The sequence below is a fragment of the Amycolatopsis echigonensis genome (assembly GCF_014174495.1).
In the GTDB taxonomy this organism is placed as follows: domain Bacteria; phylum Actinomycetota; class Actinomycetes; order Mycobacteriales; family Pseudonocardiaceae; genus Amycolatopsis; species Amycolatopsis echigonensis.
This window is the reverse complement of sequence record NZ_JACJHR010000041.1, coordinates 46,469-69,611: the sequence shown is the minus strand read 5'-3', so window position 1 is coordinate 69,611 and position 23,143 is coordinate 46,469. Positions and strand designations below refer to the sequence as shown.

General features: G+C 70.0%; 22 protein-coding genes. 10 read left to right on the top strand and 12 right to left on the bottom strand.

Annotated features, from left to right (window positions below):
* Positions 1-1,638 carry an acyl-CoA carboxylase subunit beta gene (locus tag H5411_RS26390; RefSeq protein WP_037816034.1) on the bottom strand — a complete coding sequence of 546 codons (1,638 nt, stop codon included), beginning with the start codon at positions 1,636-1,638 and terminating at the stop codon, positions 1-3.
* A gap of 320 nt (positions 1,639-1,958) precedes the next feature.
* On the opposite strand from H5411_RS26390, the gene H5411_RS26385 reads away from it, so the two are divergent.
* A complete protein-coding gene (locus tag H5411_RS26385; RefSeq protein ID WP_312878616.1) occupies positions 1,959-2,777 on the top strand; it encodes a GNAT family N-acetyltransferase in 819 nt (272 codons plus the stop codon).
* A 44-nt stretch (positions 2,778-2,821) separates the two neighbouring features.
* Here the strand turns inward: H5411_RS26385 and H5411_RS26380 are convergent, their stop codons facing one another.
* Together H5411_RS26380 and H5411_RS26375 are read right to left on the bottom strand one after the other, a co-directional pair.
* Positions 2,822-3,700: an SRPBCC family protein gene (locus H5411_RS26380; protein WP_183125356.1), complete on the bottom strand. Its 879-nt coding sequence runs from the start codon at positions 3,698-3,700 to the stop codon at positions 2,822-2,824.
* Between the two features lie 31 nt (positions 3,701-3,731).
* Positions 3,732-4,433, bottom strand: coding sequence for an NAD(P)H-dependent oxidoreductase (locus tag H5411_RS26375; protein ID WP_183125355.1), 702 nt, complete (start codon positions 4,431-4,433; stop codon positions 3,732-3,734).
* A 70-nt stretch (positions 4,434-4,503) separates the two neighbouring features.
* On the opposite strand from H5411_RS26375, the gene H5411_RS26370 reads away from it, so the two are divergent.
* The gene (locus H5411_RS26370; RefSeq protein WP_246369243.1) at positions 4,504-5,487 is read left to right on the top strand and encodes a GlxA family transcriptional regulator; all 984 of its coding nucleotides are present in this window, start codon (positions 4,504-4,506) and stop codon (positions 5,485-5,487) included.
* A 124-nt stretch (positions 5,488-5,611) separates the two neighbouring features.
* Here the strand turns inward: H5411_RS26370 and H5411_RS26365 are convergent, their stop codons facing one another.
* From H5411_RS26365 to H5411_RS26355, 3 genes are all read right to left on the bottom strand, one after another.
* Entirely contained in the window at positions 5,612-6,457 is an 846-nt protein-coding gene (locus tag H5411_RS26365) for an NBR1-Ig-like domain-containing protein (protein WP_183125353.1), read from the bottom strand.
* Between the two features lie 111 nt (positions 6,458-6,568).
* Entirely contained in the window at positions 6,569-7,405 is an 837-nt protein-coding gene (locus tag H5411_RS26360) for an alkaline phosphatase family protein (RefSeq protein ID WP_101435829.1), read from the bottom strand.
* Positions 7,406-7,539: 134 nt separating this feature from the next.
* Positions 7,540-8,400: an alpha/beta fold hydrolase gene (locus H5411_RS26355; RefSeq protein ID WP_183125352.1), complete on the bottom strand. Its 861-nt coding sequence runs from the start codon at positions 8,398-8,400 to the stop codon at positions 7,540-7,542.
* A 79-nt stretch (positions 8,401-8,479) separates the two neighbouring features.
* On the opposite strand from H5411_RS26355, the gene H5411_RS26350 reads away from it, so the two are divergent.
* The gene (locus H5411_RS26350) at positions 8,480-11,407 is read left to right on the top strand and encodes a BTAD domain-containing putative transcriptional regulator (RefSeq protein WP_183125351.1); all 2,928 of its coding nucleotides are present in this window, start codon (positions 8,480-8,482) and stop codon (positions 11,405-11,407) included.
* A 307-nt stretch (positions 11,408-11,714) separates the two neighbouring features.
* On the opposite strand, the gene H5411_RS26345 is transcribed toward H5411_RS26350, so the two are convergent.
* Positions 11,715-12,824, bottom strand: coding sequence for a C40 family peptidase (locus H5411_RS26345; RefSeq protein ID WP_312878615.1), 1,110 nt, complete (start codon positions 12,822-12,824; stop codon positions 11,715-11,717).
* Positions 12,825-12,904: 80 nt separating this feature from the next.
* On the opposite strand from H5411_RS26345, the gene H5411_RS26340 reads away from it, so the two are divergent.
* The 5 genes from H5411_RS26340 (at position 12,905) to H5411_RS26320 (ending at position 16,627) form a co-directional block, all read left to right on the top strand.
* Positions 12,905-13,711 carry a biotin--[acetyl-CoA-carboxylase] ligase gene (locus tag H5411_RS26340; protein WP_183125349.1) on the top strand — a complete coding sequence of 269 codons (807 nt, stop codon included), beginning with the start codon at positions 12,905-12,907 and terminating at the stop codon, positions 13,709-13,711.
* An 83-nt stretch (positions 13,712-13,794) separates the two neighbouring features.
* Complete coding sequence (locus H5411_RS26335; RefSeq protein ID WP_183125348.1) at positions 13,795-14,370, top strand: PH domain-containing protein; 576 nt, start codon at positions 13,795-13,797, stop codon at positions 14,368-14,370.
* A gap of 1 nt (position 14,371) precedes the next feature.
* Entirely contained in the window at positions 14,372-15,301 is a 930-nt protein-coding gene (locus H5411_RS26330) for a hydroxymethylglutaryl-CoA lyase (protein WP_101435823.1), read from the top strand.
* Between the two features lie 250 nt (positions 15,302-15,551).
* On the top strand, positions 15,552-16,367 hold the full coding sequence (locus tag H5411_RS26325; protein WP_312878614.1) for a TNT domain-containing protein: 816 nt from the start codon (positions 15,552-15,554) through the stop codon (positions 16,365-16,367).
* Positions 16,364-16,627 (top strand): hypothetical protein, encoded by a 264-nt coding sequence (locus H5411_RS26320; protein WP_183125346.1) that lies wholly within the window; start codon positions 16,364-16,366, stop codon positions 16,625-16,627. The genes H5411_RS26325 and H5411_RS26320 overlap by 4 nt, the downstream gene beginning before the upstream one ends.
* On the opposite strand, the gene hisN is transcribed toward H5411_RS26320, so the two are convergent.
* The gene (gene hisN, locus H5411_RS26315; RefSeq protein ID WP_101435820.1) at positions 16,621-17,412 is read right to left on the bottom strand and encodes a histidinol-phosphatase; all 792 of its coding nucleotides are present in this window, start codon (positions 17,410-17,412) and stop codon (positions 16,621-16,623) included. The genes H5411_RS26320 and hisN overlap by 7 nt on opposite strands.
* 42 nt (positions 17,413-17,454) lie before the next feature.
* On the opposite strand from hisN, the gene H5411_RS26310 reads away from it, so the two are divergent.
* A complete protein-coding gene (locus H5411_RS26310) occupies positions 17,455-18,156 on the top strand; it encodes a response regulator transcription factor (protein WP_009072764.1) in 702 nt (233 codons plus the stop codon).
* 15 nt (positions 18,157-18,171) lie between these two features.
* Positions 18,172-19,455: an ATP-binding protein gene (locus tag H5411_RS26305; protein WP_183125367.1), complete on the top strand. Its 1,284-nt coding sequence runs from the start codon at positions 18,172-18,174 to the stop codon at positions 19,453-19,455.
* A 30-nt stretch (positions 19,456-19,485) separates the two neighbouring features.
* Here the strand turns inward: H5411_RS26305 and H5411_RS48550 are convergent, their stop codons facing one another.
* The 4 genes from H5411_RS48550 to H5411_RS26290 are packed head-to-tail and all read right to left on the bottom strand — an operon-like array spanning position 19,486 to position 22,957.
* Positions 19,486-19,608: a hypothetical protein gene (locus H5411_RS48550; RefSeq protein ID WP_281377356.1), complete on the bottom strand. Its 123-nt coding sequence runs from the start codon at positions 19,606-19,608 to the stop codon at positions 19,486-19,488.
* Positions 19,605-20,129: a GtrA family protein gene (locus tag H5411_RS26300; RefSeq protein WP_101435819.1), complete on the bottom strand. Its 525-nt coding sequence runs from the start codon at positions 20,127-20,129 to the stop codon at positions 19,605-19,607. Before H5411_RS26300 ends, H5411_RS48550 begins: the two co-directional genes overlap by 4 nt.
* 37 nt (positions 20,130-20,166) lie before the next feature.
* The gene (locus tag H5411_RS26295) at positions 20,167-20,667 is read right to left on the bottom strand and encodes a GtrA family protein (RefSeq protein WP_183125345.1); all 501 of its coding nucleotides are present in this window, start codon (positions 20,665-20,667) and stop codon (positions 20,167-20,169) included.
* 10 nt (positions 20,668-20,677) lie between these two features.
* Positions 20,678-22,957, bottom strand: a complete 2,280-nt coding sequence (locus tag H5411_RS26290; protein ID WP_183125344.1) for a sigma-70 family RNA polymerase sigma factor — start codon at positions 22,955-22,957, stop codon at positions 20,678-20,680.
* Positions 22,958-23,143 lie beyond the last annotated feature (186 nt).

Genomic DNA, 23,143 nt, shown 5'->3' with positions numbered 1-23,143 from the left:
TCACAGGGGGATGTTGCCGTGCTTCTTGGGCGGCAGCGATTCGCGCTTGGTGCGCAGCAGGCTCAGCGCCTTGGCGACGTGGCCGCGGGTGTGCGCGGGCACGATCACCGAGTCGACGTAGCCGCGTTCAGCCGCCGCGTACGGGTTGAGCAGCGTGTCCTCGTACTCCTGGATGAGGTCCGCGCGCAGTGCGTCGACGTCCTTGCCTTCGGCGGCCGCGTTGGCCAGCGTCTTGCGGTGGACGATGTTCGCCGCGCCCTGCGCACCCATCACCGCGACCTGGGCGGTCGGCCAGGCCAGATTGACGTCCGCGCCGAGGTGCTTGGAGCCCATCACGTCGTACGCGCCGCCGTACGCCTTGCGCGTGATCACCGTGATCAGCGGGACGGTCGCCTCCGCGTACGCGTAGATCAGCTTCGCGCCGCGGCGGATGATGCCGTTCCATTCCTGGTCGGTGCCGGGAAGGAAGCCGGGAACGTCCACAAAGGTCAGCACCGGGATGTTGAACGCGTCGCAGGTCCGCACGAACCGGGCGGCCTTCTCGGACGCGTCGATGTCGAGGCAGCCGGCGAACTGCGTCGGCTGGTTCGCCACGACGCCGACGCTCTGCCCGTCGACCCGGCCGAAACCGACCAGGATGTTGGGCGCGAACAGCTCGTGGACCTCGAGGAACTCGCCGTCGTCGAGCACCCGGGTGACGACCTCGTGCATGTCGTACGGCGTGTTCGGCGAGTCCGGGATGAGCGTGTCCAGCTCGCGGTCGGTGTCGGTGACGTTCTCGAAGAATCCGGCAGGCGGCTGGTTCGCGTCGAACTCCGGCGGCTCGGACAGATTGTTCTGCGGCAGGTAGGAGAGCAGTTCCTTGACGTAGGCGATCGCGTCCTCGTCGTCGGAACCGAGGTAGTGCGCGACGCCCGACTTGGTGTTGTGCGTGCGCCCGCCGCCGAGCTCCTCGAAGGTGACGTCCTCGCCGGTCACCGTCTTCACGACGTCCGGTCCGGTGATGAACATCTGCGACGTCTCGTCCACCATCACCACGAAGTCGGTGAGCGCGGGGGAGTAGACGTGCCCGCCCGCGTTCGCGCCCATGATCAGCGAGATCTGCGGGATCACGCCGGAGGCCATGGTGTTGCGGCGGAAGATCTCGCCGTACAGGCCGAGCGACACGACGCCTTCCTGGATCCGCGCGCCGCCGCCCTCGTTGATGCCGATGATCGGACGGCCGGTCTTGATCGCCAGGTCCATCACCTTGACGATCTTCTCGCCGTAGACCTCGCCGAGCGCGCCGCCGAACACGGTGACGTCCTGGCTGAACACGCACACCGGACGTCCGTCGACGGTGCCGTACCCGGTGACGACGCCGTCGCCGTACGGGCGGTTCTTCTCCAGCCCGAAGTTCGTGGAGCGGTGCCGCGCCAGCTCGTCCAGTTCGACGAACGAGCCCTCGTCGAGCAGCAGATCGATCCGCTCGCGGGCGGTTTTCTTGCCCTTGGCGTGCTGTTTCTCGATCGCGCGCGCCGAGCCGGCGTGCACGGCCTCGTCGTAGCGGCGGTAGAGATCCGCGAGCTTGCCGGCCGTCGTGTGGATGTCCGGTTCTCCCTCGGGCGGCGTCCCGAGCGGCTGCGTCGCACTGCTCATGTGGCGGAGCTTAGCTACTGCGCGGTTGCCGCGCGTGTGGCGTAGGACTCCCTCCCGGTCACGGAGCAGACCAGTACGCGACCGTCTAGCGTGCCGAGGACGAGCCGGTCCGGGGCTTGGGCGCTCAGCGAGAGCGGGACGACGGGGTCTCCGTTGAGCTGCAGGTGCCGGAGTTGTCCGCGACGTAGACGGGGTACCCGATGGTGTCTATCGCGGGACCTGGTGGTCGGGCGGCCTCTGGCTTGCCCGGAACCGGAGGCAGTTGAATTTTCGGCGTCGAGCCGGCCAACCCGGCCGCGCTCCGGCCTAGGGTGGGCGGCGTGCTGCTCGCCGACGCCTCGGTCCGCTCGCTCGGGCCTGCCGATCTGTCCGCTTGCCTCGACCTCGGAACCGAGCGCGGATGGCCGCGCGAAGAACGGAAATGGGCGATGCTTCTGGACGTCGGCCGCGGATTCGGCATCGACGCCCCGGACGGCGGTCTCGCCGCGGCGGCGATCCTCACCCGGACCGGGCCGACCGCGACCGTGTCGATGGTCGTCGTCGCGGAGCGATTCGCGCGGCAGGGACTCGGCCGTCGCGTGATGGTGCAGGCGCTCGACGAAGCCGGTGATGCCGTCGTGTCCTTGCACGCTACGGAAAACGCGTGTCCGTTGTACGAATCGATGGGCTTCGAGTTCGACGGCGGCTGCAACGACCATCGCGGCCGGTTCGCCGACGACGGCGGTCCGGCGGCGCGGCCGATCGGTCCGCCGGACGTGGCGCGAGTGTACGAATTGGACAGTGCGGCGCAGGGGTTCGCGCGGCGGGAGTTGTTGAACCGCATGCTGTTCGAGGCTGACTACGTCCACGTGACCGACGACGGCTACGCGCTCGGCACCGTGCTAGGCGGAGTGCTGGTGATCGGTCCGGTGGTGGCCGCGGACGAGGGCCAGGCCCGCGCATTGATCCGCGGCCTCGCCCGCACCACGTCCGGCGACCTCCGGCTGGCCGTCGACCACCGGTTCCCGGAGCTGTCAGCGTGGTGCGAGGCGCGCGGGCTGACGGTGCACGGGCAAGCACCGCGGCTGGTGCTCCACGGCAAAGCGGTGCCGGGCCCGGCCGAGGTGCGGTTTTCGCCGTACAACACCGCGCTGGGGTAGAGGGTGTCGTGAGTGCTAATCCCGGTTAGAACCGGCATAAACACTCACGAGCTGTACCGCTGCCTGACCTCGGCCTTCCGCTCCGCCGACCACGGCTCCAGCTCCACCCCGAAGGTCCCGGCGAACAACGCGTTCAGCTGCTCGTGCCGTGCGGTCAGCAAGTCCGGCAGCTGATCCCTCAGTTCCGCGGGGACGGTCTGCGTCAGCTCCACTCGAACACCGTCCAGCGGATCCGCGGTCACTTCCCACCGCACGCGCCCGGCCGGTTTCCCGTCGTGCAGCCAGGTGTAGGCCAGCACCTCCGGCGATCGCGACTCCAGCACCTGCGCGCCGTCCTCCGGCTGGGGCAGCCGCTTCCAGACGTCCTCGACCGGCGGCCACACCAGGTCGCGGCGGAACCGGATCGTGCCGTCGTCCAGGACTTCGCCGTCCTCCAGCCCGAATTCCTCGATGTAGTGCACCATCCGCGCGTGCCAGTCGGACGGCATTTCCGGCGTCCGGCCGTCCAGCGCGGCTTCGAGGGAATCGAGGCAGGCGACCCAGCCGGTGACGTGCCGTCCGGCGCCGAGCAGGGCGATGTCCGGTTCGTTCCGGTTGAAGACGTGCGTGAAGGCGAGCTTGCTGCCCGTCCCGTCCGCGGACACCTCGATCCGGATCAGGTCCGAGTTCCAGGTGAACTCGAAGACCTCCGGCGGCTGGTAGCCGAGGATCTCGCCCTCGCTGACGTCCCCGGTTTCGGTGAAGGTGAACGTGATCTTCCCGCCCGGCGCCGGGGTTTCCGGCAGCGCGACGGCGGCCGGAAACCAGTGCGCCAGTTCCTCGGGCGACGTGACCGCGTGCCACACCTTCTCCGGCGGGTGGGCCAGGGTCCGTTCGAGGGTGACGCTCGGTCGTCCGCCGGGAGTGGTTCGCAGAATCGCCATGTCCGTATATAACCACGGAGGTATATACGGGTCAAGCCGTCAGATGCGCCGCGTACCCAGTCTGACCTGGGGCGACTTCGGGAAGCAGGACGAGGCGACGGTCGTAGTCGCCGCCGTCCTGGGTCCGGTACGGCAGCGGATCGGTCGTTTCCAGGGAGTGCAAACGTTTGCGCAGCTGCTCGACGACGCAGTCGTACTTCTCCGGCGTCATCCGGTTCGTGCCGGTCACATTGAGCGGCGGCAGTACCGTCATGCCGGTGTAGAAAAGGGTGCCGTGCTGGACGTTGAACAGCAGGTCGTCCAGTGAACCGTGGGCGCCGCGCGGGCCGAGGCTCTCCTCGTGCGCCCCGGCGGTGACGATGACCATCGCGCGTTTCCCGGCCAGCACGCCGTTGCCGTAGCGCAGGGTGTGGCCGGTTTCGTCGCGGTAGTCGTAGCCGTATCCCTGCACGAAAACGCGGTCGAACCAGCCCTTCAGGATGGCCGGCGTGTCCGCCCACCAGAGCGGGAACTGGACGACGACCGTGTCCGCCCAGTCGAGCTTCTCGTGCTCGATCCGGACGTCCTCGGGCACGGTCGCGATCTCGTCGACGATCGGGTTCCAGCGCATGGCGTAGAGATCGGATTCGCGCACGTCATGGCCGAGATTCCGCAGTGTCGCGACACCCTCGTCGCGAAGCGCGCCGTTGAGTGATGCGGGGTCGGGATGGGCGTAGATCCACAAGACGTTCATGAGGCCAGGGTGCAACCGGCGAAACGGTCATAACAGTGGCCCGATGGCCACCTTGTGCAAGAATCGGGCCATGGCTGTTTTTCGTCATCCGGAGCGGCACAAGGTCGCGGTGCTGGTGCGGCACGGCATGCTCGTGATGGAGCTCGGCATCGTCCACCGGCTGTTCGGCCAGGCCAGATCCGCCGACGGCGAGCGGTTGTACGAGGTCGTCACCTGCACGCCGGAGCCCGGCGACATCCGCACCGATTCGGACTTCGCCATCCCGGTCCGGCAGGGTCCGGAGGCGGTGGCCGAGGCCGATACGGTGATCGTCCCCGCGTCGTCGCTCGAATACGAGCCCACCGGGCGGCAGCTGACCGAGCAGCTGAAGCACGCGATGAACCTGGTGCGCCCGGACAGCCGGATCGCTTCGATCTGCACCGGCGCGTACGTGCTCGCCGCGATGGGCCTGCTCGACGGCCGCCGCGCGACCACGCACTGGCGCTCGGCCTGCGAGTTCCAGCTCGAATACCCGCGCGTACAGCTCGACCCGGACGTGCTCTACACCGAGGACGGCAACGTCTTCACCTCGGCGGGCGTCGCGTCCGGCATCGACCTCTGCCTGCACATGATCCGGCGCGACTTCGGTGCGGCGGTCGCCAACGAGGTCGCCCGCGGCACGGTCGTTTCGCCGCATCGCGAGGGCGGGCAGGCCCAGTTCATCCGCCGGCCGGTGCCGGAGCCGCGGTCGTCGTCCACCTCGGCCGCGCGGGCATGGGCACTGGAGAACCTCGACCAGCCGATCACGCTGCGCGACCTGGCCGCGCGCGAGTCGATGAGCACGCGGACGTTCACCCGGAGGTTCCGGGACGAGGTCGGGATGTCTGCGCTGCAGTGGCTGACCCAGCAGCGAGTGGAGCGCGCGCGGCAGTTGCTGGAGGAGTCGGAGCTGCCGGTCGACCGGGTCGCGGCGGCGTGCGGATTCGGGACGGCGGCGTCGCTGCGCCAGCACCTGCAGGCCGCGCTCGGGGTTTCGCCGAGCGCCTACCGGACGACCTTCCGCCGCCCGGCGTGAACTCGGCGGTCCGTGGCAGCGCTGTTCGCAGCTGCCACGGACCGACCCCCAGCGGTACTCATCCTGGCGAGCGGACGGGGTGTTCGGTACCCCGGCGACCGGGTCTTACAGAATCTGACACGCGTCAGGAGACGACCGTCACCAGCACATACACCGGACGGCGGGTCGAGAAGAACTCCTTGCCGCTCGCGTCGACCATCTTCCAGCCGATCCAGCAGCGTCCCGGCGCGGGCGAAGCGGTCAGCGGGACGCTCACCATCACGTGGTCGCCGGGCGGGGTGTCGCCGATCAGCACCCGGTCCGGGGTGCGGCACGAGCCGGGGCTCGGCGGCAGGTCCATTCGCTGCAGGTACCGCTGATGCCAGCTCACCGAGCCGGTGTTCTGCAGCTCCCACACCTTCTGGACGGTCTCGCCGACGTGGATCACGGTGCCGTCGGGCACGGTCACGTCGCCGAGGAACTTGGAGTTGTCGCCGGGGATGCGCGCACCGACGTCGACCAGGCTGCCGCTCGTCAGCTTCGGCACCACGATCGCCGCGACGGCGGCGAGGAGCACGACGACGAACGCGACCGCGGCCAGCGCGTACTTGCGGCGTCTCCGAGGTTTCTCCGGGGCGACCGGGTCCGCGCTGATCAGCACCGGTTCCGCCGTGGGCTCGGCAGTCTTGACGATCGCGACGTCAGCGGGTTCGCCGGCAGTGTTCTCCGGAGCCGCGGGTTCCGGCGGCACGCCCTTCAGCTCTTCCCAGCGCCGCCGCCACTGCTGTTCGTCGGCGTCGCACGCCCGGACGAACTCGCGCGTGGTGTCCCACGATGGGAACCGGGTGCCGCGGACCGCCTCGTGCAGCGTGGTGTGCGAGATCCGCCCGGACCGGTCGGCCATTTTGCGGAACGAGGGATTCCCGGCCCGCGCGCGCAGCGCGGCCAGCTCCGCGGAGAGCACCTCGGCGGCAGATGGCCCGTCGCCCATTGCTCTCCCTGGTTGTCAGATCCGCTGGTCGGACAAGTCTGACATTCCAGTTCGGCACTGCGGGGCGCACCCCGGTCGCGGCCCCGGCGAGGCGGCCGCGACCGGCGCGCGTCACTGCCAGGCGTCGGTGATCGGCGTCTCGCTCGCCGCGTTGCCGAGACCGGGGAGACCGTTGGCGGCCTCCATGGTGCGCAGCACGGTGTAGTGGTTGATCGTCTCGGAGTAGTCGCCTTGCTTCACGTGCGCGCCGGTGAACGACGTGTAGATCTGGTTCGTCGAGGTGCCTTCGTCCTCGTCGAACGTCACGATCAGCAGGCTGTTGTGCGTCTTGGCCCACTGTGCGTAGCCGTCGAGGTTGTTCTTCAGCCAGGTGTCACCGGTGGCGACCGAACAGTCGTGCATGTCGTTGCACATGTTCGGGGTCACGAACGCCACGCTGGGCAGCTGCGAGTAGTCCGTCGGGAAGCTCGAGTAGCGCAGGTTGCTCGACGCGGGCACGTTCGAGAAGTCGACCCAGCTGTTGTGCTTGCGCCGGTACTCGCCGGAGGAGCAGCCGGTGTAGCCGTCGGACGGCATGGACTCCGAGTAGCCGGTGAAGGTCTTCCCGGCGCCGATGAGCTGCGAGCCGAGATTGTCCACGTTGCCGAGGTTCTGCGGGCACGTGTCGTCGGTGACGCCCTGGGTGTCGCCCGAGAACAGCGCGACGTAGTTCGGCTGGCTCGGGTGAGTGATTGCGTGGGAGTCGGTGAAGTTCGCGCCCTGCGCGGCGAGCGACGCGAAGTAGGGCGCGGTGGTCGAGTCGATCGAGGTCGACGACTCGTTCTCGAACATCACGAGCACGACGTGGTCGAAGGCAGGCACGGACGCCGCTGCTGAGGCGGGTTGGGCGGCGGTCGCCGCACCGAGAATCGCCGTCGCGACGGCGGCCACGATCCGCTTGCGGAACACAGGTCCTCCAAGGCCGGTCGGGAAATGCGCTCAGGTGGGAGCGGCATAGACCGTGCCACGGAGAAGGCGCCCCGGAGAGCTGCCGGTGGGTGAATAACTGGCGACCACTCGTCCGGGGCACGACTTTCGGCGGGTCAGCGGGCAAGCAGGTCCCGCAGTGATTTCGTAACGCTGCCAGGGGAAGTCTCGGCCATGAAATGTCCACTGTGCACGGTTTCGTGCACAAGGTCCGGTGCCCACGCGCGCCAGAGCGCGACCGCGTCGTAGCCGAGCGCGACGCCCCAATCCTGCTGGACCACGGTGGTGGGCATCTTCAGCTGGTTGCCCGCCTCCCGGTCGGCGCGGTCGTGCTCGACGTCGATGCCCGCGGAGGCGCGGTAGTCGGCGACGATCGACGGGACCGCGTTCCGGCTCGCCTCGAGGTACCGGGCGCGGATGTCGGCCGGGATGGCCTCGGGGTCGGCGCCCCACTGGTCGAGGAAGTAGCTGAAGAACGCGTCCGGTGCGCCGCTGATCAGCTGCTCGGGCAGGCCGGGCGGCTGCGCCATCAGGTAGAGGTGGAAGGCCACGGAGGCGCTGACGCCGTGCAGCACGTCCCACATGTCCAGCGTCGGCAGGACGTCGAGGATGGCCAGGTGGGACACGTGGTCCGGGTGGTCGAGGCCGGCGCGGATCGCGACGAGCGCGCCGCGGTCGTGCCCGGCGAGCGCGAACTTCTCGTGTCCGAAGGCGCGCGCGAGGGCGACGACATCGGCGGCCATGGTGCGCTTCGAGTAGGTCTCGCCGTCGTCGGCGGGCTTGTCGCTGTCGCCGTAGCCGCGCAGGTCGGGGCACAGCACGGTGTGGTCGGCGGCGAGGTCGGCGGCGACGTGCCGCCACATCAGGTGGGTCTGCGGGAAGCCGTGCAGGAGGACGACGGGCGAGCCGGAGCCCGCGACCGCCACGTTGAGGGACACGCCGTCGGCGACGGGGACCCGCTGGTAGTCGAAGTTCATGCGACCCAGCGTGCGCCGGGCCGATCAGCAATCGATCAGCAACGACCGAGCTGATCGAGCTGATTACAGTACGGAACTGATGACCATCTCGTTCTCCGTGCTGGGCCCCTTGGCGGCCTGCGACGCGCGCGGGCCGGTGGCGTTGCCCGGGCCGCGGCATCGTGCGGTGCTCGCGCGCCTGCTCGTCGCGCGCGGGCAGGTGGTTTCGACGGACGCGCTGGTCGACGCGTTGTGGACCGAGCCGCGGGCGGGCGCGGTCGGCGCGGTGCAGACCTTCGTCGGCGCTCTGCGGCGTTCGCTCGAACCGGACCGCCCGCCGCGGACACCCGCGAAGCTGCTGGTCACCGCGGGTCCGGGGTATGCGCTGCGCGCCGAACCGGAGCAGGTCGACGCGTGGCGGTTCGAGGCATTGCTGAGGGGGACGCCGTCGGTCGCGCAACTGGACGAGGCGCTCGGCTGGTGGCGGGGCGAACCGTACGCGGAGTTCGCCGACGAGCCGTGGGCGCGTGCCGAACGCGCTCGGCTCGACGAACTGCGGTTGCTCGCGCTGGAACGCCGGGCGGCCGGTCTGCTGGACCTCGGCCGTGCCGCCGAAGCGGCGCCGGATCTGGAGTCCCTTGTGGACGCTCATCCGCTGCGCGAGGAAGCGTGGCGGTTGCTGGCGCTCGCGCTGTACCGAGCTGGACGTCAGGGGGACGCGCTGGCCGCGCTCCGTCGCGCGCGGGCCGGGTTGGCGGCGGAACTGGGGGTCGATCCTGGTCCGGCGTTGCGGCAGGTGGAGCAGGACATCCTCGCGCAGGCTCCGCAGCTGGCACCGTCCGTTCCCCGGCGGTTGGCCGGGCGAGATGCGGAGCTGGCACGGCTCGCCGAGGCCGCGGCGGAAGTGGCTGACCGCAAGCGATTCCAGCTCGTGCTGGTGTCCGGCGAGGCGGGTGCGGGCAAGACGGCGCTGGTTGAGGAATTCGCCGCGCGGCTCGGCTGGACCACCGCGTGGGGTGTGAATCCGGACGGTGCCGGGGTGCCACCAGCCTGGCCGTGGACGCGGATCCTCGCCGCGCTGGGCGAACCGGTCCCGCCGCGGCCGGCAGGTGGCGATCCGGCGGTGGCGCGGTTCGAGTGGCATCAGGCGATGACCGCGCGGATCGCCGAGGTGGCGAGCCGGGGTCCGCTGCTGCTCGTGCTCGACGATGTGCATTGGGCTGGCGAGGAAACCCTGGCACTGCTGACGTCGATGACCGCGGCTCCGGTGCTGTTAATCGCGACGTATCGGACCACCGAAGTCTCCGCGGAACTGACTGCGGCGTTGGGCAGGCTCGCGCGCGCCGACCCGATTCGGCTGTATCTGAGCGGGCTTTCGGTCGAGGCGGTCGCCGAGCTGGTCGGTGCCGAGTCCGCTGCGGTGATTCATCGGCGGACCGGCGGAAATCCGTTCTTCGTCAAGGAACTCGCCCGCGCGCTGGATGCCGAAGGCGATCTTCCGGACGGAGTGCGCGACGTGGTTCGGAACCGCATCGCCGCGTTGCCCGACCACGTGCGCGCGGTGCTCGGAAAAGCCGCCGTGATCGGTTCGGACGTCGACCTCGGCCTGCTCGGCGACGTCCTCGACGAGCTGGAAACCGCTGTGCAGGCAGGGTTTCTGGTCGAAAGCGGCCCACGGGCGTTCCGGTTCGCGCATTCGCTCGTCCGCGACGCCGTCTACGACGATCTTTCGCTGGCCCGGCGCGCGCAGCTGCACCGTGAAGTCGGCGAGGCTTTGGCGAGCCGGCGGCCGTCCGAGATTTCCTTGCTGGCTCACCATTTCCTGCTTGCCGGAGACGACCGCGGCACTGCCTACGCGCAGGCTGCCGCCGAACGGGCCGAACGGGATTTCGCGCCCCACGAGGCACTTCGGCTCTGGCAAGCCGCGCTGGCGCAAGGCCCGCGTACTGTGGAGTTGCTGATGGGCGTCGCCCGGACTTCCGCGGTTACCGGCTCCTTGGCCGCCGCGCGCCGCTACCGAGCCGAAGCGTTGGACCTCGCCGGCGACGATTCCGCGTTGACCATCCGGGTGTTGACCGCGTTCGACGTGCCGGGAATCTGGACCGAGAACGACGACCCCGCGCTGGCCCGTCGCATCGCCGACGCCGCCGAACGCGTCCACACCACCGATCCGCTCGTCCGCGCGCGGCTGCTGGCGACCATCGCGTTGGAGCTGCGCAGCGAAGGCGGTCAACGCGCCCACGACGCGGCCGTCGAAGCGGAGAAACTGGCGCGGTCCGCCGGGGATCCGGCGCTGCTGGCGCTGGCGTTGAACGCACGCTGGACACAGACCTTCACCCGCGCCGGCCTGGCCCCGGAGCGCGCCCGGATCGGCGAGGAACTGGTCGAACTGGCTGCCCGGCACCGGCTGGTGACGTTCGAGGTGCTCGGTCACCTGGTGCTGATGCAGGCCCAGTCAGCGCTCGCGGACTTCGCCGCTGCCGACACCCACGCGGCCGCGGCCGATCGGCTGGGGGAGCAGTACGACCTCCCGCTCGTCAGCGTCTTCACCGACTGGTACCGCGCGCTCCGTTTGGCCGTCACCGGTCCGGTCGCTGCCGCGGAAGCCGCCTACCGCAGTGCTGCGGCCCGGCTGTCCGGCAGCGGAATGTCCGGAGTGGACCGTGGCCTGCTGCCGCTCGCTCGGCATTGCCTTTACGTCCAGCACGGCTTGGAGTCCACAGTGGACTTCACATTGCCGCCGGATCGCCCGGACCTGTTCCTCGAACTGCGCGCGTGCCTCACCGCCTCGACCGGAGACGCACGCGAGTTGTATGCGCGCTTAGCCCCGGCGGAGAACGAACTGGCCGGTGCTGGTTCAGGCGTGGTGACGCTGGGCCCGGTCGCTTATTACTTGGGCGAATTGGCTGTCCGGTTGGGACGGCCGCCCGAGGAGCACTACCGCAAGGCCGCCGAAGTGGCCCGCCGAGCCGGTGCCGCGCATTGGGTCAGCCGACTACGTACTATTTGCCGCCGCGCTTCTCCATAACCACGTCGCCGATGTCGCTTTTGGCGAACTTGACGGACGCCTTCACCGCACTCGCCGGAATCTCGATCTTGTCGGCCCGTCCTTGATCTTGGACCGGTCGACACTCGCGGTCAGCATGGCCTGCTTCTGCGTGTCGGAGAGCATCTTGAACGACATCGACATCGTCTTCTCACACGGCCCGAAGAAAGGGCGCATACGAGCGGACACGGCATGCCTTTCCGGTCAGGAAGAACAGACCGGAGCATAAGCGGCATACGGGCGCTGCGGGCGAAAACGGAAATCTCGTCGCTGGTCCTGTGGCTAGCCGTCAGTTCGCCGGATGCCCAGCTCCGGCGTAGTCGTCGCCCGGCCGGTGGAAGGTGTGGATCTGAATCGCCTGTCCCTCGGTCGGCGCGTTGATCATCAGGCCGTTCCCGAGGTACAGCCCCACGTGGTGGATGCCGGCCGCCGGGCTGCCGTAGAAGACGAGATCGCCCAGCTGCGGTTCCTGCCCGGCCGGAACCGGCGGCACCGCGCGGAACTGGCTGTCCGCCGTGCGCGGCAAGGAAATACCGGCGCTCTCGTAGGAAGCCTTGGTGAGACCCGAGCAGTCGAACCCGGCCGCGCCCGCGTCGGGTCCGTTGCCGCCCCACACGTACGGCAGGCCGAGCTGTCCCAGTGCGAACCGCGTGGCACGCACCGAAGGCGCGTTCGCCTTCGTCGGGTCCAGAGAAAGGGTCGCGTACAGCTGGGCGTAGCCGAGCACTCGCTGCCGGAACAGCTCCATGCCGCTGCCGTTCTCGTAACCGGCCACGGCCTTCCACCAGCCATTGCCCGCCGAGAGGTCGACGCCGCTCGCGCACAGCGCGCGGCCCGCGGCGACGGACGCGGCCGACGGGTCGGACAGCGCCGGGTTCGCGATGCCCGGGATCTCCGCGCCGTACTTCTTCCACTGCTGCGCCGAAAGCCCCATCGGCTCGCCGTCGCCGCGGCCGTGGTTGTTGCCGGCGACGCCGAGGCCCGCCAGCGTGACCCACGACAGGTGGCAGTCCGGGCGCTCCTTGCGCATCGCCAGCTCGCCATTGGCGTACCCGAGCAGCACGGGGGCCGGGATGTCCAGCGGCCCGGCGAGCGAATCCGCCCACTTCTGCAGCGGGGCCGGACCACCGCCTCCGCCAGCCGCGCCCTGCGCCGGTTCCTGCGCTTGCACCGGAGCGCTCGCCTGCAGCACCGACGGACCGCTGACGGTCTTCGCGGGGGACGGCGCGGTCAGCGCGGCTTGCGCGGGAACAGGGGCGGGCTGGTCGCGTCCGGCCACCAGCCAGCCCGCGGTGGCGAGCCCGGCGACCAGCGGCAACGCCACGAGGCCACGGTACAGCGCGCCCCGAGCCCAGCTGGGCTTCGGCGGCTCGTCGGCGGTGGGGGTCTCCGGCGTCACGGCGTCCAATCTAGAAGAGCGCACCTCTAGGTAACGAGCGAGTGGCTTGCACGTTAGGGGGACTCTCATATTGTGAGCACATGGCTGAACTCGACGCGGCGCGGCTGCGGGACGGACTCGGCGGCCGCTACGCCCGCCTCGACGTCGTGGAGACGACCGGTTCCACCAACGCTGACCTGCGGGAAGCCCTCGTCGGAGGAGCGGAAGACCGGACGGTTTTGCTGGCTGAACAGCAGACCGCGGGGGTCGGTCGGAGAGCTCGCTCGTGGAGCTCGCCGAAGGGCGGGTTGTACCTGAGCGTCGCGCTGCGCCCGGCAGGCGTGCCGTTTTCCGCACTCGGTTCACTGTCCGTGGTCGCCGGGCTCGCGGTGCACGCGCTCGCCACCGATTTGGGCGTAGACGTCGCCCTCAAATGGCCTAACGACGTGCTCGCCGGACCGGAGCGGGCCAAGTGCGCGGGCATCCTCGCCGAGGCGGTCGGCGCCGGCGAATCGGCGGTGGTGCTCGGCATCGGGCTGAACGTCCTGCCGCTCAGCGACGACGTCCCGGCCGGTCCGGGCGGTCTGCCCGCGACCTCGCTCGCCGAGCAGGGCGCGACGACCACCGACCGCACCGAGGTCGCGCTCGGCCTGCTGACCAGGCTCGACGACCTCGAACGCCGCTGGCGGACGGCGGGCGGCGACCTCACCGAGGCCGGACTGCTCGGCGACTACCGCGCCCGGTGCGCGACGCTCGGCCAGGACGTCCAGGTGCAGCTGCCGGACGGGTCGACGCTCACCGGCCGCGCCGCGGACCTAGACGCGTCCGGCCAGTTGCAGGTCGACGTGCCGGACGGGCGGCGGCTGACGGTTTTCGCCGGCGATGTGGTGCACGTCCGCCCCGCTTGACCGGAACGGGCGCGCCTCAGCGAGCCCAGCGCCGGTACGGTGGATCCACCACACCGGCACACATTCGCAGGGGAGCGCCCGCCGTGGCCTATCCGGACGATTTGCTCAGCCAGAACGAACGCGTGGTGGTGCACAGCCACCCGCACTTCAAGATGCTGATCTTCCCGTTCCTGGCGTTCGTGATCACCGTCGGCGCGGCGGTGTGGCTGCTCGTGGTCGCCCAGGACTTCGCCGGGCCGTGGAACAACATCACGATGATCGCGGTCGCCGTGGTGGCGCTGCTCTTCGTGGTGTGGCTGTTCCTCGCGCCGCTGGTCCGCTGGCGCACGACGCACTTCATCGTGACCACCGACCGGCTGATCGCGCGCGAGGGCGTGCTCAAGCGCACCGGCATCGACATCCCGCTGTCGCGGATCAACAGCGTGCAGTTCGAGCACGGCCTGCTCGACCGGATCTTCGGCTGCGGCACCCTCATCATCGAATCGGCCTCGGACGAGCCGCTGCGCTTCGATGACATTCCCCACGTCGAGCACGTGCATACGGTCATTTACCGCGAAGTCAACGACAATCCCTACGACGACTACCACGGCGCGCCCGGTCCGCAGGACACCGAACCTCTGCCCCCGCGCGGCCGGGAACCGCGCGGAAGGAGACGCTGACGTGGGTGCTCGAGAGGTCGGCCTGCCGGAACGGGTCCCCGCGGGCGGGCTGCCGCCGCGGGTCGAGATCTGGGAGGTCGGGGCGCGCGACGGGCTGCAGAACGAGAGCTCGGTCGTGCCGGTCGAGGTCAAGCTCGAATTCCTGGACCGGCTCGCCGGCGCCGGGCTGACCACCCTCGAGGCGACCAGCTTCGTGCACCCGAAGTGGGTGCCGCAGCTCGCCGACGCCGAACAGCTGCTCGCCGGGCTCGACCGCCACGACGGCGTCCGCTACCCGGTGCTGGTGCCGAACGACCGCGGCCTCAACCGCGCGCTCGAAGCGGGCGTCGACCACATCGCGATCTTTGCCAGCGCCACCGAGACCTTCGCCCAGCGCAACCTGAACTCGACGTTCGACGACCAGTTCGGCATGTTCGAACCGGTGGTCGCCCGGGCTCGCAAGGAGGGCCTCGAGGTCCGCGGCTACCTGTCGATGTGCTTCGGCGACCCGTGGGAGGGCGTGGTCGACGTGGAGCAGGTCGTGCGGGCGGGCAAGCGGCTGCTCGACTTCGGCTGCTCGCAGCTCTCGCTCGGCGACACCATCGGCGTCGCCACCACGAACCAGGTCACCCGGCTGATCGAGGCGTTCGGGGACACCTCGGCCCTCGCCGTGCACTTCCACGACACCTACGGCCAGGCGCTGGCCAACACCGAGGCCGCGCTGCGCGCTGGTGTGTCCACAGTGGACTCGTCGGCCGGCGGCCTCGGCGGCTGCCCGTACGCCGAGTCCGCGACCGGCAATCTGGCGACCGAGGACCTGGTCTGGCTGCTGGAAGGACTCGGCGTGGAGCACGGCGTCGACCTCGGCAAGCTGGTGGAGACCAGCGTGTGGATGGCCGGGCAGCTGGGCCGTCCGTCGCCGTCGCGGGTCGTGAACGCGCTGGCCGGATAACGCTCCCGAAGTCGTCCCGCTCAGCGGGCAGACGGGGCCATTGCCCGGGCGAGGGCCGACGGGAAACCGTTGGGGCCGCGGGCAATCGTCGACGGCGAACCGCTGGGCTGGTCGAAAAGCGGCTTGGACCGCGCGTTGGTGCGGCGGCGCATCCCCGTCGCCCGATAAGGTGGGTTTCCCGCTCGCCCGGAACCTTTCGCCGCGAGCAGGCGTCCGACCCGGTGCCGGCACGACCGAGAAGAGGGTGCCAGTGTCCGACCAGCCCGAACCGGCAGACACCGACGTCGCTACCGGCCCGGTGCGCGTGCCCGTCCAGTACGGCGGGCTGCTCGAACGCGGCTTCGACGAGGTGCCCACCCCGCCCTCGGGCACCGGAGTGCTGCCCGCGCAAAGCCGTCCGCCGGTCGGTTCTCCGCGCACAGACCGGGAAAGCGTGCTGGCGCTGTTCGCGGTGCACATGTTCCCGCTCGGGCATTTGCCGGTGGCTTCGGACCGTCCGGACCGGCAGTTGCCGCTGCCCTCGGACGGGGTCGCGGTCGCCGAGGGCGTGCGGCGGCCGCTGTTCGACCATCCGGAATCGGCGCTGCTGGACGACACCGCCGTGCTCGGGTACGTCAAGCAGGGCTTCCGTCGTTCGCCCGCGCCGCCGGTAGATCCGGAGCCGCCCGAGGCAGTCGTCGAAGGCTATGTGCCGCCGGAAGGTCCCGAGTGGGAGCGCCGGTTCGTCGTCGGCGCCGAGTATGTGTGGCCGCCGGCGGAGGGCTGCGTCGAAGAGCCGAACCCGGTGGTATTGCCGGAAAACACGCTGCTGGACCGCTTCGGCAGCGACTACGGCCGCGTGTTCGCGCCCGACGGCACGCCGTTCGCGGAGCGCGCTTTGCCGCCCGCCGCACTGCGTTCCGGCTACCGCCGTTACCGCGTGCTGAAGCCGATGCCGGTGTGGCAGGCCACGTCGGCGGAGTGGTTCGACGGACCGGGCGGCGGGATCCGCTACCGTGCGGTGCTCTCCGCGGACGAACTGGTCACGCTGGGATTCTTGGCAGACGTCACGCGGGAGGCACGATGAACGCCCAGTCGATCCGCAGATGGCTGGACGTCATCGGCGTGCCCGAGGAAGTCGTGTCGATCGGCCGGGAAGCGGACAACACGTGGTGCCTGCTGCCGACCTCCGACGGCGGCTGGGAAGTGTTCTGGCGCGAGCAGGGCAACCGCTACGACTGGGCCGCGTTCACCTCCGAACAGGTCGCCTGCCACTACCTCTTCGGCAGGCTGACCTGGTCACAGGTGGCGCGCGGCGCGGTCGGCGTGCTGCCCGGCGCTCACTGACGGCGCAGGACGGCCAGCGCTTCGTCGTGCAGCAGGCCGTTCGTGGACAGCGCTGAGCCGCCCTCGTAGGTCTCCGCACCGGAAAGATCGGTGAAGCGGCCGCCCGCCTCGGTGACGATCACCTGCGCGGCAGCGACGTCCCACGGGTTCACGACGCACTCGGCGGCGACGTCCATCGCGCCCTCGGCGACGAGGCAGTGGCTCCAGAAATCGCCGAACGCGCGGGATTCCCAGCACGCCTCGGTGAGCGCGAGGTACTTCTCGCGGGAGTGGTACTCGGTCCAGCTGTTCAAGTCCGTCGTGGACAGATAGGCGTCGCCGAGCGCCGCCACCTTCGACACCGACATGCGCCGTTCGCCCGCCGCGTCGCGCAGGTGCGCACCCTCGCCGCGAGCTGCCCACCAGCGGCGGCCCAGCAACGGCGCGCTGATCATGCCGACTACCGGCGTGCCGTCCTCGACGAGCGCGATCAGCGTCGCCCACACCGGGACGCCGCGGAGGAAGTTCTTGGTCCCGTCGATCGGGTCGATCACCCATGCCCGGCCTTCGCTGCCCGCCGAGCCGCCGCGTTCCTCACCCGCCACGGTGTCGCCCGGCCGCTCGGCGGCGAGGATTTCGCGGATCGCGTCCTCGACGGCGGTGTCGGCGTCGGTCACCGGCGTGCGGTCCGGTTTCGCGGACACCGCGAGGTCGAGCGCACGGAAACGGGCAGTGGTCAGCGCGTCGGCGGCGTCCGCCAGCCGGGTGGCGAGAACGAGGTCATCCGAGTAGGCAGGCACGGTCACGATGGTTTCACGCCCGTTCGCCGTAAGGTTGGCCAGGTGAGCATGGTCCTACTTGCCGAAGACGATCCGGCCATCGCCGAGCCGCTGTCCCGCGCGCTGCACCGGGAGGGGTACGAGATCGAGGTCGTCACCGACGGCCCGGCGGTGCTGGCCGCGACCGCCGCGCACCGGGTCGACCTGCTCGTGCTCGATCTCGGGCTGCCCGGGATGGACGGGCTGGAGGTGTGCCGCAGACTGCGCGCGAGCGGCACCGAACTGCCGGTGCTGATGCTCACCGCGCGCACCGACGAGGTCGACTTCGTCGTCGGTCTCGACGCGGGCGCGGACGATTACGTGGCCAAGCCGTTCCGGCTCGCCGAACTGCTCGCCCGGATCCGCGCGCTGCTGCGCCGCCGGGTGCCGGAGGTGCTGGAGGCCGGCGGCGTCCGGATGGACCTCGGCGCGCGACTGGTCACTGTGGACTCGCACGAGGTGCAGCTGGCGAACAAGGAGTTCGAGCTGCTGCGCGTGCTGATGAGCCGGGCCGGGCAGGTCGTCAGCCGCGACGAGATCCTCGCCGAGGTGTGGAACGACCTGGAGTCCAAGACGTCGAAGACGCTCGACATGCACATGTCCTGGCTGCGCCGGAAACTCGCGGTCGCCGCCGACGAGGCGGCGGGCAGGCAGGCGAAACCGGCGCATTCCGACGCTGAGCGGCGCATCGCGACCGTGCGCGGAGTCGGGTTCCGGTTCAATGTCGAGTAGCCGCCGCCGATGAGCATGCGCCGCCGGATCCTGCTGGCGATCCTCCTCGCCGTGCTGGTCACCGCGGCCGTGCTGGGCATCCCGCTCGGCGTCACCGCGTGGCGGCTGGTGGAGAACCTCAACCGGGAAAGCCTGGCCGAACGGGCGCGGAACATCGCCGCGACCGTCGACACGCAGGTCGCGAACGGCCAGGAAATCGACCTGGAGCAATTCCGGGTCGGGGTTCCCGACGGCGGCATGCTGATCGTGCGCGCCGAGGGCTTCAGCGAAAAACACCTCGGCGCGAACCCCGGCCCGGACCCGGTGGTCGAATCGGTGCCGACCGCGCGCAGCGGCACGGTGATGCTGGCGATCCCGAGCGGTCCGGTGCGCACGAAGCAGACGCAGGTGACCCTGCTGGTCGTGCTGCTGGTGGTGCTGTCGGTGGGCACCGGCGCGGTGGTGGCGACCGTGACCGCGCGCCGCTTGGCGAAACCGCTCCGGCACGTCGCGGACCGAGCGTCCCGCCTGGGCGGCGGCGATTTCCGCCCGGACCCGAGCCGCTACCGAGTAGCTGAGCTGGACATGGTCGCGGAGGCCCTGGACACGTCGGGATCCGCCTTGGCGCAGCTCGTGCAGCGGGAACGGCAGCTGGTCGGCGACGTCTCGCACCAGCTGCGCAGCCGGTTGACCGCGCTGCAGCTCCGATTGGAGCCGCTGACCGGACATGAGGACCCCGATGTCGTCGAGGAGTCCCGGGCCGCGCAGGAACAGGCGGACCGGCTAGCCCAGGCCCTGGACGAACTGCTGGCCGCCGCCCGTGCCGCGCGCGAGGTAGATGCCGAGCCGGTCGACCTGCCGGTGGCGCTGCCGGCGGTCGCGGAGGAATGGCGTCAGCTGCTGCGGGTCGAGGGCCGGAACCTGCGGCTGAAGGTCGCGGACGGCTTGATGGTGCGCGTGACTCCGGCGCGGCTGCGCGAGGTGATCGGAGTGCTGCTGGACAACGCCCTCCGCCACGGCGCGGGAACGGTCACGCTGTCGGCCCGCCGCGGCGATGCCGAGGGAACTGTGGTGATCGAGGTCGCGGACACCGGATCCGGGGTGCCGGACGAAATCGCGCCGCACATTTTCGAACGCGGTTTTTCCGGCGGAGGTTCGACCGGGGTGGGATTGGCTCTGGCCCGCGCTCTGGTCGAAGCGGACGGCGGACGACTGGAACTGTCGAACAAGCGTCCGGCGATTTTCAGTCTCTTCTTGAAGGTGCCGCGCCCGGACGACGTGGGAGAATTGCAGTGGCCCTCGGAGCCGGTTCCTCGCTGAGGATCTGGACGGCTTCCGGCGGATCCACTGCTACGCGATGCGGTTGCTGACCTTTGGAAGCCGGTGCTGTATCACGAATTCCGTCGCCCAGCGGGAAAACACGCCGCTGAGATCGGTCAGCGTGTCGTGGTCGAACAGTGCCAGCCGGGTCACCGGGGAATCCGGGTCACCCCGTCCTTGCGCCGTTCCCCCAGCTCATCCGGGAACACCCACTTCTTGAATCCCCAGAACCGGAACACCATCGCGAGCAGCATGCCGATGATCGACCCGCTCGCGAAGTCCGCGACTTCCTGCACGAACCGCGACACGTTCGGCACTTCCAGGTGCAGCCAGTAGCGCGAGATCAGCAGCGGAATGAGGTTCACCACCACCGCGACCCCGCTGATCAGGAAGAACAGGGTCGCCTCGTGGGCGCGTTCGCGGCCGCCGCGGGTGCGGAACGACCATTCGCGGTTGAGCACGTACGACACGATCGTCGCGACGATGATCGCGATCGCCTTCGCCGTGGTCGGTTTCGACTCCAGCACGCTGAGCTTCAGGAAGTACCAGACGCCGTTGTCGACCAGGAAGGTCGTGCCGCCCACGATCGCGAACTTCAGCAGCTCCCGGTGCTTCACGAGCACGGAGCGCAATGGCTCGGGCGTGCGGGCGAGCACGGTTTCGACGACGGTCACGTATCGCAGTCTAGAGAATTCGAGGTCACGCCCGGTGTCAGGCGGCCTTACGGTCCGGAATATCCGGATTGTCGTTCCGCGCTGATTCCGGCCGGGCGCCCTCCGTAGGAAACACCCACTTCTTGAACGCCCACCAGCGGAACAGCGTCCCCAGCAAGGTGCCCAGAATCATCCCGCTCACGAAGTCGGCGACCTCTTGCCCGACCAGGCTCACGTGCGGCACCTGCAGCTGCAGCACGTACCGCGAAACCCACTGCGGCAACGCGTTCAGCCCCAGCGCGACCCCGCTGATCAGGAAGAACAGCGCGGCCTCGTGCGCGCGCTCGCGGCCGCCGCGGGTGCGGAACGACCATTCGCGGTTCGCGACGTAGGAAAAGATCGTGGCGATCAGCACACCGACGATCAGCGCCGTGACCGGATGAGTCCGCAGCACGGTGAACTTCAGGACGTACGTGATCGTCAGCGTGATGACGAAGCTCGTGCCGCCGACCAGGGCGAAACGGACCAGCTCACGGTGCTTCGCCAGGAGTTCGCGCACCGACCGGACGCTACTCCGTGAACCAGCCGAAGAACCCCCGGGGTTCGACCGCCGGCGGACGGTTGTCGTGGTTATCGGGTTTGCCGGGCTTGCCGTTCGAGCCGGGGTTCGGCGGCGCGCTCGTGGTGGCGGACGGGCTGCTCGACGTCGGCTCCGGCGTCTCGTCGTCGTCGGAGGACGGCGTGGACGACGGGGTGACGCTCGGCGTCGGGTGCTTCGACGGACTCGGCTCGTGGCTCTTCGAGGTCGAGGTCGACGTCGTCGGCAGTGACGGCACCGTCGTGGACGTGAACGGTCCGATCGTCGGTTCGTGGCACATATCCCACCAGCAGCCGAGATCCACCGACACCGGGTTGGCCGAGGCGCTGCCGAGCGACGCGTTGACCGTGACGGTGAGCGGGCCGTCGAACGGCTTGCGGTCCACCATCACCAAGAGGTCCGCCTTCTCGCCCGGAGCCAGCGGTTTGGCACTCGTGCAGCTCGTGCCCGCCTCCCCTGACGTGCAATCGAACCTCTTCAAGCCGAACTGCCAGGTGGTGCTGTGGTCGAACGTGATCGTGACGGGCTTCGTGCTCTGCCCGGTGTTCTGCACCGTGGCCTGGATCTCCGGCTGCAGCTTCCACGGCAGGCCGAACGGCCTGGCCGTCAGCGACAGGGCGTCCTGCGGTGCCTTGACCTTCACCTGAACGCTGACGGTGACGTTCACCGAAGCACCCGCCGTGACCGAACCGGTCACCGTGCCGCCGCTCGCGTTCTCGTCCGCCTGCAACCGGAACATCAGCACCGCCGACTGGCCAGGCTGCAGTCCGCTGCCGGTCTTGCACGTGACCGTGCCCGTGCCGCCGGGGCACGCGACCTGCATCGGCCCGGACTGCGCGGCCGCTTCGCTGGAGTACGAGCCGACCGCGCCGCCGCCGTTGGCCTGAACGGCTCGTACTCCCGGCGGGAGGTTCAGCGTCGCCTGGACGGGATCGGACACGGCGTTGCCGTTATTGCGCACGGTGATCGGCAGCGCGACCGGTCCGCCGCCCGGCTGGAGTTCGACTCCGTTCGGCGGCAGGGACGCGGACAGCTGCGGAGCCCCGGCGGGCGGGTTCTGGGCAGGCGGCTGCGCCGGTGGGGCGGCCGGAGGCGCCGCGGGCGGCGGCACGGCCGGAGGCGCGGGCTGGGCAGGCGCTGGTGCCGGGGGAGCGGCGGGCGGCGCGGCCGGAGGAGCGGGGGGAGCAGGCTTCGGCGCAGGTGCGGGCGCGGCAGCCGGCGGTGGTGCGGGTGCCTGCTGTGCGGCCGGGATGGTCTGGGTCCCACCGCCCGCGGCCAACGCGACCGCGATGGCCGCCACCATCGCGGCTCCGGACAGGGCGACCCCGGCGAACTGCCGCGGCGCGGACGCGGCGGCTGCCGCACCCGCCTTGGCCCCGCCCGCCGCAGCGGCTCCAGCACCGGCAGCGGCGGCACCGGCGGTCGCCGCGCTCGCCTTGGCCGCGCCGATCGTGGCCAGGTAGCCGAGAGCGGCGCCGCCCAGGACGATCGGGGCGATGATCGCGCGCAGGCTGCCGTTGACGTCGGCCAGTTCGGCCGCCAGTACCCGGCACTTCTCGCATTCGTCGAGGTGGTTCTCCACCTGGGAGCGTTCGCGTTTGGACAGCCCGTCGCGCGTCCAGGCGCCGAGCCGATCGGCCGTCGCGCGGCAGCGGTCGGCACCGGTTTCCTGCAGGTGGACCTGCAGATACGCCTGGCGAAGCCCTTCCCGGGCGCGGTACGCGAGCGCGGAAACGCCGTTCGCGGTCAACCCGAGCAGCGGCGCGACTTCGGCCGGGCTCTGCTGCTCGATCTCGGTGTGCCACAGCACTGCCTGCCAGCGTTCCGGCAGCCGCGCAAACGCTTTCGCGGCCATCGTGCGCTCGAGGCCCGCGACGGCGGTGTCGGAGAACGGCACGGTGAGCGCCTCGCCAGCGGCCCCGCCGACGTCGCTCATGTCCTCGTTGAGGTCGATCCGGCGGTCACGGCGCGTCTTGTCATACGCAGTGTGACGCAGCGCGGTGAGGAGGTACGCGCGGAAGGCGCTGTCCGGGCCCTTCCCGCCGCGCAGCGTGTCCAGCACCTTCGAGAAGGCCTCCGACACGAGGTCGTCGGCCTCCGAGCTGGACCGCGCGAGCTGGCGGGCGAGGTTGTGCGCGGCACCGCTGTGCCGCTCGTAGAGCGGACCGTAGGACGCGATCTTTCCCGCGCGGACCTCTGCGATCAGCTCGGCGTCACTCTTACCGGAGAGATCGGCGGGAACGGTGGACACGGGGCTCCTTTGAGGCTGCGCGCGCGGCGGACTCCACGCGCCTTACTCCCTACAACGCACACCAAGTGTGACGGATGCGGCGACACTCGTCACGCCGTGGTCCGGCAGATGCCTCAGTAGGCGCAGCAAGTTCACCTTCTCGTCTCCGTGATTACGCGAAAAAGATCGGGGAAAACGCGTCACGAG